General features: G+C 66.9%; 11 protein-coding genes. 3 read left to right on the top strand and 8 right to left on the bottom strand.

From position 1 onward, the window contains the following. Positions 1-162: 162 nt before the first annotated feature. Together V6V89_RS09185 and V6V89_RS09190 are read right to left on the bottom strand one after the other, a co-directional pair. Complete coding sequence (locus V6V89_RS09185; RefSeq protein WP_334618574.1) at positions 163-837, bottom strand: FkbM family methyltransferase; 675 nt, start codon at positions 835-837, stop codon at positions 163-165. A 183-nt stretch (positions 838-1,020) separates the two neighbouring features. Continuing rightward, entirely contained in the window at positions 1,021-2,847 is a 1,827-nt protein-coding gene (locus tag V6V89_RS09190) for an ABC transporter ATP-binding protein (RefSeq protein ID WP_334618575.1), read from the bottom strand. A 612-nt stretch (positions 2,848-3,459) separates the two neighbouring features. Here V6V89_RS09190 and V6V89_RS09195 point away from each other — a divergent pair. Then, a complete protein-coding gene (locus V6V89_RS09195; RefSeq protein WP_334618576.1) occupies positions 3,460-4,659 on the top strand; it encodes a glycosyltransferase in 1,200 nt (399 codons plus the stop codon). A 137-nt stretch (positions 4,660-4,796) separates the two neighbouring features. Here V6V89_RS09195 and V6V89_RS09200 read toward each other — a convergent pair whose 3' ends face one another. The 5 genes from V6V89_RS09200 to V6V89_RS09220 are packed head-to-tail and all read right to left on the bottom strand — an operon-like array spanning position 4,797 to position 9,354. Next, positions 4,797-5,453 carry a GNAT family N-acetyltransferase gene (locus V6V89_RS09200; protein ID WP_334618655.1) on the bottom strand — a complete coding sequence of 219 codons (657 nt, stop codon included), beginning with the start codon at positions 5,451-5,453 and terminating at the stop codon, positions 4,797-4,799. Continuing rightward, positions 5,447-6,553, bottom strand: coding sequence for a hypothetical protein (locus V6V89_RS09205; RefSeq protein WP_334618577.1), 1,107 nt, complete (start codon positions 6,551-6,553; stop codon positions 5,447-5,449). Before V6V89_RS09205 ends, V6V89_RS09200 begins: the two co-directional genes overlap by 7 nt. Next, the gene (locus V6V89_RS09210; RefSeq protein WP_334618578.1) at positions 6,550-7,149 is read right to left on the bottom strand and encodes a sugar transferase; all 600 of its coding nucleotides are present in this window, start codon (positions 7,147-7,149) and stop codon (positions 6,550-6,552) included. Before V6V89_RS09210 ends, V6V89_RS09205 begins: the two co-directional genes overlap by 4 nt. Positions 7,150-7,180: 31 nt before the next feature. Next, positions 7,181-8,236 (bottom strand): lipid II:glycine glycyltransferase FemX, encoded by a 1,056-nt coding sequence (locus tag V6V89_RS09215; protein WP_334618579.1) that lies wholly within the window; start codon positions 8,234-8,236, stop codon positions 7,181-7,183. After that, positions 8,233-9,354 carry a DegT/DnrJ/EryC1/StrS family aminotransferase gene (locus V6V89_RS09220; RefSeq protein WP_334618580.1) on the bottom strand — a complete coding sequence of 374 codons (1,122 nt, stop codon included), beginning with the start codon at positions 9,352-9,354 and terminating at the stop codon, positions 8,233-8,235. The genes V6V89_RS09215 and V6V89_RS09220 overlap by 4 nt, the downstream gene beginning before the upstream one ends. Before the next feature lie 27 nt (positions 9,355-9,381). Here V6V89_RS09220 and V6V89_RS09225 point away from each other — a divergent pair, with 27 nt between their 5' ends. Next, a complete protein-coding gene (locus V6V89_RS09225; protein WP_334618581.1) occupies positions 9,382-9,921 on the top strand; it encodes an arsenate reductase/protein-tyrosine-phosphatase family protein in 540 nt (179 codons plus the stop codon). Here V6V89_RS09225 and V6V89_RS09230 read toward each other — a convergent pair. Further along, on the bottom strand, positions 9,905-11,335 hold the full coding sequence (locus tag V6V89_RS09230) for a polysaccharide biosynthesis tyrosine autokinase (RefSeq protein ID WP_334618582.1): 1,431 nt from the start codon (positions 11,333-11,335) through the stop codon (positions 9,905-9,907). The two genes, V6V89_RS09225 and V6V89_RS09230, sit on opposite strands and share 17 nt — an antisense overlap. A 139-nt stretch (positions 11,336-11,474) precedes the next feature. Between V6V89_RS09230 and V6V89_RS09235 the strand changes: the two genes are divergently transcribed. After that, on the top strand, positions 11,475-13,361 hold the full coding sequence (locus V6V89_RS09235) for a nucleoside-diphosphate sugar epimerase/dehydratase (RefSeq protein WP_334618583.1): 1,887 nt from the start codon (positions 11,475-11,477) through the stop codon (positions 13,359-13,361). Positions 13,362-13,543: the final 182 nt, after the last annotated feature.

The raw sequence follows: 13,543 nt of genomic DNA on the forward strand, positions 1-13,543 counted from the left end.
ACGAATACCGCCGAGTCCGTAGCGGCTCAGGCCGAGCTGGCCAACCGAGGTCTCGGCCGACTGGACTTCTGGGGGCTCAAACCCGGGATTACCTCGCGATGCTGCACATCGATGTTCAGTCGGGACTTCAATTCGTGGCTAAGGGACTGCCGATAAGACTCGTTACGCGTTCGGCCAGGTCCCGGCGACCGCGAATAGGTCGGGGCCATATTCTCGCGCCTCCGTGGGATGCAGCCGTCCCTGCTGGTCGGGGCGCCGCACCTGGTAGCCGTACCCGCGCAGCATCTCCAGCAGAGGCGCGCGCGTCTCTCCGAGCGTCCGCTCAGAGAGTTGGTTCCACTCCAACTGGAGTACGCCGATGCGCTGCTCGGCGAGGGCGCGACAGGCGCCGGCAAGCACCAGCCGTTCCGCACCCTCCACGTCGACCTTGACCCCGACCGCTCGGTCCGGGCCGAGCACGTCGTCCAACGTGCGTACGTCGACGACAGTCCCGGTCCCTTCTTCCCGCACAAGCAGATGGTTGGTTGTATCGTTGCCGCTGGTGAGCGTCATCCGGCCGGGCTCGGCCGCGAGGGCGCACTGGAGGTGCTCTATTGGAAACCGGTTGAGCGTGATGTTGCGACGCAACCGCGTGGCTGCATCCGGATCGGGTTCTACCGCGATTACCCGGGCACCGACCTCGGCGGCCCATAACGCGTACGCGCCGTCGTTGCTCCCGACATCCACGAACAGGTCGCCGGGCCGAAGGATCCGCCGCCACGCCCACATCTCAGACCAGTCCGGCGGATTGGCGTATAGGACCTTGGACCCGGCGGTGCAGTGCAACTCAACCAGCATCTTCGCGGACGTTCCGATGGTGGCTACCGTCGGCCGGCCGGTCAACCGCCCGCGTAGCTGAAAGGTGGCCGCCCTGAGCACCGCGCCCAGCGGATTCTTCCGGTTCGCGGGATGGGTCCACACGTAGCCGAGAACCTTCCGCGTTTGTTCGATTCCCCGTATCCACATAGTCGTGTCTCCGCATCATCCTTCAGTTTCCGCCCTTCTTTGCGGATAGGCGGTGGTAAGAACGGGTGACTTGGGTTGGCCGCCCGGTTGCGGGTCGGCGCCACCAGTGCTGGCGACGCGGCCCCGGTTGAGGACAACATGGGTGTCGCACCGCTGGACCGTGCTCAACCGGTGCGCGATGACAAAGACCGTGATCTTGCCGTACATCTTCTCGATGGTCTCGACGATCTGCCTCTCCGTCTCGGTGTCGAGCGCGGCCGTAGCCTCATCCAGGACCAGCACGTCCGGTTGCCGGTACAGGGCCCGCGCGATCCCGATCCGTTGCCGCTGCCCGCCCGACAGGCGGACGCCGTGCTCGCCGAGGACGCTGTCGAAGCCGTCGGGCATCGCGAGTACGGTGTCGAGCAGTTGTGCCTGCGCTATAGCCCGCTCGATCGCCACGTCGTCGATCTCGTCGTCGTCGAGCCCGAGCGCGACGTTGCGGCGCACCGTGTCATCGATGACCACCGTTTCCTGTGGGACGTACCCGATGCGGGCGCGCCAGCGGTGCACCAACTCGGGAGTGATCTTCGCGCCGTCGACGTAGATGCCCCCAGCGATCGGTGGCAGCAGTCCCAGGAGGACATCCACCAGCGTGGTCTTCCCAGATCCGGACGGGCCAACGATGCCGACGGATTCGCCGATGTTGACGGTGAGATTGATCGAGTCGAGCGCGGGGGTGGCCGCTGCCGGGTACCGGTATGTCAGTTCGCGAAACTCGATGCGCCGTTCGAAGGTGACCGGCCGCGGATCGACGTGCGCCGCCGATCTCTTGATGTCGTTGTCTGCTGCGGCGAGGTCCATTTCGACCTGTTCGAGGCTTCCCGCGCCCACGCGAACTATGTTGATCGTCGAGATGAGGCGCTGTACCGACGGCAGGAGCCGCATGGACCCGGCGAGCATGACCCCGACGGAGGCGAGTGCCCGGTCCGCGCTGCCCAGGATCGCCATGCCGGCGGCCGCCGTCACGACGATCAGCACCACGGCTTCTAGGTAATACCGGGACATGTTGGAGACGAAGAACAGCCCACGAAGCGCGTAGGCGTGCTCGCTGCGTGCCGTTTCGAACCGCCGTACCACGGTGTCGCGCCGGTCCAAGGTGGTCAGCATCTTCACCGTACGCAGGCCCTCCTGGATGAGGCGCTGGTCACGCGACATCAGCCGCTCGTCTTCGACCCCCATACGCCGCGCCGAGCGGCGGACCAGGAACAGGTACATCCCCATCGCACCGCCAAGCGCGCCGATCGACACGAGCGCCGTCATTGGTTCCATGACCAGCAGCGCCATGGCCAGGCCGAGGATCAGGGAGGCGTCGACGATGATCGTCGTAGCGGGGAGCAGGACGCGCGATGTCAGCGACCGGACCGACTGGATGGCGGTCCGCATCAGGTCGGCCGAGTGGTGTTGCAGGTGGAACTCGTAGCTGGTGCCCATGAACGCGCGGAAGAGCTTGGCCGACAGGGCCGCTTCGGCGGAGGCCAGCAGGCCGGCCTGCCACCACGCGAGTGCTGTAGCTGCGACACCGCGCGCAACGAGCAGCGTGACGGCGACGCCTCCCACGATCGCTACAAAGTCGGTGAGGCCGTGCGGGCGCGCAGCGCGGCGCGCCAACCCCACCAGGGTGTCCGGTCCGGCCTCGTGTAGCAGTTGCGGTACCGCCAGCACCTGCACGACCGCGGCCAACGCAACGAATCCGGCCAGTTCGAGCAGCGTTACCGCGAGCGCGACCGGGATGCCCAGGAGCAGCCCGCGTCGGCTACTGGGGTCGAGCAACCTCGCGGCGCGCCAGACGACGGTCAGCACGGCCGCGTGCCCGCGCCGTCCCCCAACAGGGCGAGTAGTTGCCCGAGGGCGCGGGACATTGCCGTCGACAGGCCCAGGGTGCATGTGTCTGCGGCGATTGTGCGAAGACCGGTGTTTCCCATCAGCTTCCCCCTGGGCATGAACCGTGACGATCGCATTGCCCGACTTTATAACATATATCCGTGTTCAAATGACTTGTCCGGTCCGATGTTGCCACGCCGCAGCCCTGCGTCATGCTCGGCATCGGCGACCTCTGGGTGGGCCGGGTCCTGCCACCTGGAGGAGACGGTCCTGATTGGCGCCATGTCGACAGGTGCTGCAACGGCCTGCGGGTCGGTGCCGACGCCATGGTCGGGGCTGGCGCGTGCTGGTATTTCTACTGATTTCTGCTCTTATGGAGCTTTGCGGCAGTTATGGTCTCTTTCTAGGAACCTGGCTGGCGGCCATTCCCGTCGAGTGCAGATTCGATCAAGACGCCCAGTTTGACCTCAGTCGATGAGCTATGGAGCGACGGTGGCGGTTACGCGAAAAGGCCCAGCCCGTGCAGCCGATGCGGGTCCTCGAGGCAACAGCGCCCAGTTGCCCGATCGTGGTCCGACCGAACGAGGACGGTTGGCTGGATGGACCGCCTATGTAACGGCCAGCAGCTTTCCATGGGGACAGGCGGGTTCCCGGCGGGTGAATGGCATGGTTCGGTCTCTGGCCGCACTCGGGCACGATGTCGTCGTGGCCAACGGGGGAAACCCGCCCAGCGGCGAATCCAAGCTTGCGGATGTGGAGGGTCCAGGATCGGTTTCTTGGCTGGGTCTGGGCGAGTTCTCTGACGACTGCCCGGCCTACTCGGTTCGAGCGTGGCTGAGCCGCGGACGGAAGGTGATCGAATGGCTGGATGCGCAGTCCACCAAGCCATCGCACGTCGTCGTTTCCGGCGGCGGCGCCCAGTATGCGGCACGCCTGCACGAGTGGTGCGGGCGCAACCGGGTTACGCTGATCGCCGATGTGGCCGACTGGCCGGATCGGCGGCATGTGCGTGGCGGCCTGATCGGGCCGAGCAACATGACAGTGAAGGCCGCGCTGCGTCACTACTACCCCCGGTTCGACGGCGTCATCGCCATCAGTTCGTTTCTCCAGCGGTTCTACGGCAAGCGGAACTGCCACGTATTACGCGTTCCGCCGACGCTCGATGCGGTAAATGCGTCCATCGATGGCCCGCCCGACCGAGTTGACGGTGCCCTGTCGCTTGTGTACTTCGGTACTCCAGGGAAGAAGGACCTAGTCGCCACCATGATCCGGGCAGTCGACCAGGTTGCGCGTGAGGGTGGGGATCTGAAGTTGCATATATTCGGACCATCTCTCGAGGAGGTGGGTGATCTCATTGGAGGGCGGCAGCTTCCGCACGCTGTTCGGGTAATGGGGCGGCTCGCTCAGTGGGAGGTGGCGACAATGGTGGGAAAGGCAGACTTCAGCATCGTCGTGCGCCGGTCAGATCGGTTTGCGAACGCCGGTTTTCCGACCAAGTTCTGCGAGAGTCTGGCCGCCGGTACTCCAGTTATCGCCAACCTGACCAGCGACCTGGGCGCATACCTGTCCGACGGCGTCGAAGGCATCGTTTGCGTTGATCATTCGGTGGACGCCCTGGCGCATGCCCTGCGGCGTGCGCTGCGACTTCACCCCGACGAGCTACGGGCGATGCGCCGGGCGGCACGCGAACGCGCCCTTGCATCATTCGACTATCGCAACTACGTGGCTGAGCTGGGCAGGTTCCTGCGCCAGGTGCAGTCGACGCGGTCGTTTCAAGATCGACGACCTTGAAAGTGCAGTGATGTTCGTCGCTGCCGGTGGCGGTCTGCGTGTCGCATGTACGCAGCCGCCTGACACCGTTGCCAGCGGGTAGGCGGGCCTAAGTAGAAGCGCTTTCTTGGGGTGCGCGCGAGGCACCGGGCGAAGAATCACTTGGGCCTTCCGTTCATCGCGGAGCAGGCAGACGATGCTTCGAAAACCGGGCGACCCTCAGCGACTGCCCTGACGCGTATGGGAAGAGGGCCGCAGACACGGTCGATATACTCCGTAGCGTTGGGTAGTGCGTCAAAGTCGGACCGCAAGGCCGCCACGCGGAGCAGGTCTCGCCACTGACCGCCGCGGAATACGGCTTCGCGTTCTTGGCCCTCGATCCGCCACCCACACCGGCGGACATATGCTCCCAAGCTGGCTGCGTTGAAGTCGAGGATTGTGCTGTGCAGTCGCCGCAGTCCAACCTCGTAGAAGCTCCAGGCCATCATTAACATGATCGAGTCGGAGCCGGCGCCCTTGGCTGCTGCTCCCGGCATCAGTTTGACTGCCGTCATTGCTGACTGGTTGTGCCAGTCGACGTCCCACAGGCCGGTGAGGCCGATGGGTGTGTCTGATGACAGTTCAGCGACCGTTAGCCGATAGGTATGCCGATCGCGCCGCGCGCCGGCCAGCCATTCCGCCTGCCCATCCAAGGAAACTGGCCAGTCCCAACCAACGACATAGTTACGGACCTGCGGAACGTTGGCCAGCTCCGCGAGGAAGCTCAAGTCGTCGCACTGTATCGGGCGGAGTCGAACGAGTCGTCCGTTCAACATGGCGATGCCGCCGTTCGAGGTGTGGGTGCGGGGTTGATGGCAGATGAAGATCCACACCTGCCCACGATCGTCAGCATGGAGCGTTCGGTTGCCGCGCGGGCGATGGCCGCGACCCGTTCCACGTCGTGTCGGTTCCATCGAAAGTCTGTGTGCAGGAAGAGCATTCGGCGGGAGAAACATGCCCGGCGGTTCGGGAGGTCGAGTTCCGGCGAGTGGCTCCACAGGACCGCCGGATAGACGTGGCGCTCGATCAGACCTCTGCGGACGAGGTCCCGCACGTCGGGTGAGTCGTACTCAAGGACTACCCCGAAAGTGTGGGAGTGGACGGTTACCCCTTCCAGTGAGGCCAGGAGGGAGCCGAGTACGCACGCGTTGTCGATGCGGCGACGGCGCAACTCCGAGGCAGGAAGTATCCCGAGCGCCTGGCGCGAGTAATCCGAGATACCGCTGACCTGTCTGGAACGGAGCCCGTCCTCGCCGGTTGCATAGAGGCTGAGGTACACGTCCTTGTCGACGCATGCTCCGCTCAGGTAGGCGGCCTTGAGGGACATTGCGGACAGAATCGTGCCAACCGTAGCCATGTGCTCCGCGGTCGGCGGCGTGTCGGGAGGTAACTCTCGCTGATTACTGGACCACACTGCGCCACCGTCGGGCAGAGGCAGCGTCTTCCGGAGTGATGCGAAGACGTAGTCGGCCTTCAGTTGGTGGAGCCAAGGGGCAAGGGGGTCGTGGGTCGCGTCGATGATCGATGCCGATCCGGTAGTTGACCAGACCGGCGGGGCGGCGCCGAAGTACGAGACCGTGATAACGACGTCTCCAGGATCTGGCACGGGCGACTCTCCCTCGACCGTCGGGCCGGCAGCGTAGCGCCGCACAGGGAGAACGCCCGTGATCGACGTGACGACCTCTGGGCAGTAGTACGTGGGTACGTTGACTCGTTTCCAACCGAATTTGCGGCGGCCGAAGTCGAGCAGCGCAGTCAGCGCCTGTCGACCCGAGCCGAAGAGCCGCCATCCGTCCGGCGCGTCGATCCGTCTGCCCTCTGCGGGAAGCACGAGCGGAAACGCCGATCCCACCTCCCAGCGACTTGGTGGGCTCATCCGACTCGTTCCTGCGTAGGCGTAAAGAGGTTCACGTCGTCGACCTCCGCGATGGTCTGGCCTCTGATGTCGCCGCACTTGAAGGGTTCGGCGACGGTCCGGATGAGGATCTTGAGATCAAGTGCCAGCGACCAGGTGTCGACATAACGGACGTCCAGGTCAAGTCGCTGGCCCAAGGTCAATGAGCGCCGGCCACTGACCTGCGCGAGCCCTGTGATGCCGGGCTTAACCTCATGGCGGCGTGCGTGCTCCCGGCGGTATCGCGGTAGGTACTCCATAAGGAGCGGCCTCGGTCCGACCAAGCTCATCCGACCAGAAACCACGTGCACCAACTCCGGTAGTTCATCGAGGCTTGTCCGGCGCAGGAATTGACCAAGTCTGGTCAGCCGCTTCTCATCGGTCGTCCAGGTCTCCTCGCCGGGCGCGGGTGGCCGCATGGTGCGGAACTTGCAGAGCGTGAATGGGGCGCCCGCGAGCCCTGGACGACGGTGACGAAAGAGGATCGGCCGGCCGGATGTAGCCAGGAGAGCCAGCGCGATGGCCACAATCAGCGGGCTCAGGACTACCAACGCGGCGGACGCCACGACGATGTCCATCAGTCTCTTGACGTGAGAGGCTTTCACGCTTCTAGCTCCTTCCTAATCGGTACCCAGGAAAGAATCCAGATGTCCGGAGGTCCTCGATCGACCGACCGATTGTCTTGGCATGCTCAGCGAGCAGTGCGTCGTATCTGGCCACGTCCAACACGACCGCACCCGTCCAGAACGGTGTCCGTGCACCACCGAACGACCGCTTGAAGAGAAACAAGGAGTCGTCCGGCCGCAGCCCGCCGCCGAGGTGGACGACAACACAACCGCTCTCGGCCGCCCACTGGAGGATCGTCCACAGCAATAGGTTGTTCGCGCCGAATCGGGAGGGACCTTGGTCGGATCCGGCGAGGTGGTAGTGGGCCCGATCGCGGTGCCGGAGTACCAGCGCGGACGAGACAACGTCCCCGCTTGGATCGCGGACCTCCGCCATGAACAGACCCTTGCCCAGCCCATCTACAAGCCGGTGGTAGTAGGCGTCGCGAAAGACGTAGCCCGGCGAGCCCCCGACGCGGACCATCGTCTCTTCATACAGCCGGCGAAACGTCGAGCCAGAAGAAACGTCAGCCGCACCAATGAGCCGGATCTCACCCTTCATCCCGGCGTTGTGCGCCTTGCGGATCGCCGTACGGCACCTGCCCTCCATCGCTTTCCATACGCGGCTGGCCCCTTCCTCGACCGGGACGGTGATGGTGTCGCCGCGGCGCACCATCTCGATCGCCGCTAGGCCGCGGGCTGCCTCGATTGAGGTCATGTCCAGCGGGGAGAAGCGGAGAAACATAGTGACCACGCCGACGTCACGCAAGTGGGCGACCGCCTGCGACCAGAACCGGGCGAAATCGGTCGGTGAGCAGTCAGGGGCGGCGTAAATGCCGGAGTAGCCGTACGGGCTGATGGCGTCGAGGGTTGCGTCATCGACGTGCCGGAGCACGTACGGCACGATGACCTGACCCTGCCAATGCCCAACCTGCCATGTGCCACCGTCTGCGATGGCCGCCGCTGCTCCGTAACCGGACGTGAAGTACACGTCTGGGCATTGAGGGTCGACCAGCGACGCGGCTACCTCGGCGTCCACAGCCGTGAAGTCCGTGATCACCTCCGGTCCTCCAGGAAGGTGTGGATGGCGTCGAAGACCCGGTCGATATGCCGGTCGGTGAGGGCCGAGCCGCTGGGCAGCGTGAGGCCGTGCGCGAAGAGCCGCTCGGCCGCACCGGTGATGGCGCCGCGAGAACCGGCGTAGACCGGCTGCAGGTGCATCGGCTTCCACACCGGTCGGGTCTCGACGTCCTGTGTGGCGAGGTGGGTGGCCATCTCGCCGGCGTGCCAGCCCGCCACGCGCGGGTCGACCACGATCGTGGTCAGCCAGCAGTTCGAGCCCGCGTCGTCGGCGGCGAGCAGGCGCACGCCGGGGGCGCTGGCGAACACCTTGGTGTACCGGTCGCGCAGCAGGCGCCGGCGGGCGGTCATCTCGTCCAGCCGCCGCAGCTGTGCCCGGCCGAGGGCGGCGAGCAGGTTACTGAGCCGGTAGTTGTATCCGACCTCGGCATGTTCGTAGTGCCGTACCGGTTGGCGGGCCTGGGTCGACAGGTAGCGACACCTGTCGGCCAAGGCGGCGTCGCTGGTGACCACCATCCCCCCGCCCGACGTGGTCATGATCTTGTTGCCGTTGAAGGACAGCACGGCGGCGTGGCCGAAAGAGCCGGCCGGCTGACCCGCGTGGGTCGCCCCCAACGCCTCCGCCGCGTCCTCGACGACCGGCACTCCGAGTACCTCGCACACCGGCAGGAGCGTGGCGTAGTCGGCGCAGGCACCGAACATGTCCACCGGCAGCACCGCGCCAACCTTGCGGCCCTCCGCTCGCAGCCGGGCGAGCAGATCGGCCATCAGCGCGACGTCGATGTTGCCAGTCGACGCCTCACAGTCGACGAAGACCGGCTCGGCGCCGGCGTATACGGCGGCGTTGGCCGTCGCCACGAAGGTGAGGGTTGGCACTACGACGACCTGGCCTGGCCCGACGCCTAAGGCCAGCAGGGCGAGGTGCAGTGCCGCGGTGCCGGAGGTCACGGCCACAGCGTGGGCGGCACCTACCCGATCGGCCATCTCGTCTTCGAACGCGTCGAGGTCTGGCCCGACCGGCGCAACCCAACCCGACCGGAGCGCGTTGAGGACGTATGACTCCTCCAGCTCTCCGATGTCCGGGGGAGAGAGGTACACCCGGCCGCTCATCGCAGGAGGACCCGGATGCTGTTGTTCGTGTGCCACGCGAACATCTGCCGCTCGCCCATGGCCGAGCGGCTCGCCAGGCAGGCCTTGGCTGGATACGACGGCATCACCGCGGCTAGCGCCGGCACGCATGCGAGCCCGGACGAGGTGATGCACCCCCTCGCCGCGCGGGTGTTGCGGGAGTGCGGCGCCGATCCGGACGGGTTTCGCAGCCGGCCGCTCGCGGTGGAGCTCGTGGCGACCGCCGACATCGTCCTGGCGGCGACCCGGCAGGAGCGGGCCAGCTGCGCCGCCCTGGCGCCGCCGGCGATAGGGCGCGTCTTCACGATCCGGCAGTTCGGTCGGCTGGCGGCCGCAGTCGCGGTCGCGAGAACGAAAACGACGATGCCGGAACTCCTCGAGGAGGTTCGGGCCATGCGTGGCAGCTTGCAGCCGGTCCGGCCCGATGAGGACGACCTGGCCGACCCCGTGTCCGGGACGGTGGCGGACTTTCGTGCGTGTGCCGCGGAGATCCAGCGGTCGCTCGCGCCGGCCCTGGCGCTCATCTCCCCGACCTGACCGGCTCGGGCGACGCGGCGTGCTTGGCGTCCCGCCGTTCGATGGGCGGAGTTGACGGGGTGTCGCGCTTCGGCCGGTAGTTCTGGTAGTAGTAATAGCCGCTGTCGCCGCCGCCGGGCTGCATGTTGAGCAGGCCGCCGAGTAGCCGGGCGTCGACCGCCCGTAGGGCGTCGGCGGCGGTCTTGAGCGACGCCTGCGCGGTCTTGCCGCTCCTGGTCACCAGCACCGCGCCGTCCGCGCTGGCGGCCACGACCGCGGCGTCCGTGACCGGGAGAAGTGGCGGCGTGTCGATGATCGTGACGTCGAACTCCTCGCGCTGCGTCGCGAGCAGGTTCGACATGTTCCGGGAGCCGAGCAGTTCACTCGGGTTGGGCGGCGTGAAACCGCTGGCCATCACGAACAGTTCGCGGCGGCCCCACTTCTGCAACACCTCGTCGAACTTCACCTGGCCGGCGAGCACGTTGGACAGACCCACGGCGCCCTCCAGCCCGAGGTAGTGCGCCACTCGCGGCCGGCGCAGGTCGGCCTCGATCAGCAGTACCCGGTGACCGGCCTCGGCGAACGCGATCGCCAGGTTCACGGCGGTGGTCGACTTCCCCTCCTCGGGCAGCGAGCTGGTCACCACGATGACCTTGACCGGCCGGTCGACGTCGACGAACTGGAGGTTGGTGCGCAGCCGGCGGAACGCCTCAGCCCGGCCGGACTGGGCGTGGCCCTCCACGATGAGCGGCGACTTCTTGGCCGCTGCCTCAAACGGGACGACCGCCAGCACGGGGGCGGATATCAGGTGCTGCAACACCTCGACGGTCTTGACGGTCGAGTCGCGCAGCTCCCGCAGCGCGGCGCCGCCGGCGCCTACCAGCAGCCCGAGCACCGCAGCGAGCGCGAGGTTACGCATTGGACGCGGCGTCACCGGTACGGGATCCAGCGACGGGCCGGCCACCACCTCGACCTTGACGGATGGGGTATCGCTGCCCGGCGGCGTCTCCAGCGACTGCACCAGGACGATGAAATGCTTGGCGGTCGCCTCGGCTACCCGCTGCGACCTGGCCTTGGACCTGTCGGTGACGGTGACCTGCAGGAGCACCGTGTCCGGGACAGCCGTGCCGCTGAGCCGCGCCTGGATCTGGGTAGGCGTAAGGCCTACGCCCGGTTCCGTCGCGACAGCACCGGCCAACCGGTCCCCGGTGAGCAGGTCGGCGTACGACTTCACTCGCTGCTGCGAGAACAGCCCGCCCTGGTACGCGTCGGTCACGCCCTGGCTTGGCGTGGTGACGAAGAAGGTCATCCTGGTCGCGTACTGCGGCACCGTCAGCTCTGTGACCGCCGCTCCAAGTCCCACCGCGCCGACCACCGCGGTGACCACGAGCCACCAGTGCCGTCGCAGCGCGCGCAGAAGGTCACGGATATCCACGGGCGGTCCTCCGGGGTCTGAGGCAGTCAACTCGGCGTTAAGGCACTAAAACGGTTCTACCAGCCTTAGACGGAATCGACGCCTCTTTAGTGATAATACCTCCGAACCGGATGAAGGCAGGGCAAAGTCGCAGCAAGGCATGAGCGCACGGGAGTGGTGGGGCGAGATGCGGCTTTCAGCGACGCGCACGTCGGGCGAGCATGCCCGGCAGACCGTGCAGACCAAGGCGCTCGCCGTGGACTCCCTGGCGTGGCTCGTTGGCCTGGGAGTTGCGGTCTGGGTCCGGTACGAGCACGGCCTCTCCACGGACAACCTGGTCGGGGCCGTCCAGGCGGCGGTCGTCGCGTGCTGCCTACAGGCGATCGTCGGGCGGGCGCTGCACCTCTACCGCGGTCGCTACGGCTTCGGCAGTTTCGACGAGGTCCGAGCGGTCTCCGGCACCGTGTTCGTGTCGTCCGCGACGCTGCTCGTCCTGGACCTGATGGCGCCGGTACGCCCGGTGCCGGCGAGCGCGCCACTCGTCGGCGGTGTACTGGCACTTGTGATCATGCTTGGTGGACGGTATCTGCACCGCGTGCGGCGCGAGCACAACCCGCGGCTGGACACCCGGCTCGCCACTCCCGTGCTCCTCTTCGGCGCCGGCGCGGCCGCTCACGACCTGGTACGCGCCCTCCGCCGCGACCACAGGAGCAGGTACAACCCGGTCGGCGTGCTGGACGACGACCCGGCGAAGCGGCACCTGTGGGTCAACGGCGTGCCCGTGCTGGGAGGCCGCGAGGAGATACCGGCGGCCGTCGTGAGGACCGGCGCCACGACGGTGATCTTTTCGGTGTCCAATGCGGACGCTGGTCTGATCCGCGAGGTCCGGCAGCGATCCCTGGCAGCCGGGGCGTTGTTCAAGGTGGTGCCGTCCCTTGCCGAGCTGCTCGACGCGCGTGTCGCTGCCAGGGACGTACGCGATGTCAGCGTCAGCGACCTGCTGGGGCGGCGCCAGATCGCGGTCGACCTGGATCCGATCGCCGGATATCTGGCTGGCAAGCGGGTCCTCGTGACGGGTGCCGGCGGCTCGATCGGCTCGGAGCTCTGCCAGCAGATCCGCCGCTTCGGGCCAGCAGAGCTCATGATGCTCGACCGTGACGAGTCGGCCCTGCACGCGGTGCAGCTGACGCTCCGGGGGCGGGCACTGCTGGACAGCGCGGAGCTGATCCTCGCTGACCTGCGCGATCCCGACGCCATCCGGCGGGTGTTCGCCGAGCGCCGGCCGGATGTGGTCTTCCACGCGGCGGCGCTAAAACACCTGCCCCTGCTGGAGCGGTATCCCGGTGAAGCCGTCAGGAGCAATGTCTGGGGCACACTCACCGTGCTGGAGATGGCCCGGGACGTGGAGAGGTTCGTCAACATCTCCACCGACAAGGCGGCGAATCCGGCCAGCGTGCTCGGCTACTCCAAGCGGATCACCGAGCGGCTGACCGCTCACGTAGCGCAGGCCAACTGCGGCACGTTCCTGAGCGTCCGGTTCGGCAACGTGCTGGGCAGTCGGGGATCGGTCCTCACCGCGTTCAGCGCCCAGGCCGGCGCGGGAGGGCCGATCACCGTGACCCATCCCGCGGTCACCCGCTACTTCATGACCGTGCACGAGGCGGTCCAGCTCGTCATCCAGGCCGCCGCGATCGGTCGACCCGGCGAGGCGCTCGTGCTCGACATGGGCAAGCCCGTACGGATCGACGACGTCGCACGCCACTTCGCGGAGCAGGCGACCCGCCGGGTCGAGATCGTCTACACCGGACTGCGGCCGGGCGAGAAGCTGCACGAGGAACTCTTCGGCAGCGGCGAGGTGGACGTACGCCCGCTGCACCCGCTGATCTCCCACGTCGACGTGCCGCCGCTCGACCCGGCCGAGGTGCGGTCGCTGGATCCGGGTGCACCGCGTGACGGCCTGGTCGCGGATCTGGCCAGGATCGCCGGGCACCGCGACCCGGTGTGGGCGGCGTCGGCGCGGTCGATCGTCGGGGAACCAAACCGTTAGCACGTGGAGGATCATCATGCCGGAGCAGCCAGTCAGGCATGTCCCGGTGCTCGGCGGCCGTGTGGCGCGAGCCCGGGTCGAGGTGCGGCATCCCGGCCACCCGGCGCCCCGGTCCGGTCCCACACATGCGGATTGGGAGGCGCTCACCGCATCCGTTCCGGCCACGCGTCGTTGAGTCCACA

This window comes from Micromonospora sp. CPCC 206061, assembly GCF_036906915.1.
Lineage (GTDB): Bacteria > Actinomycetota > Actinomycetes > Mycobacteriales > Micromonosporaceae > Phytohabitans.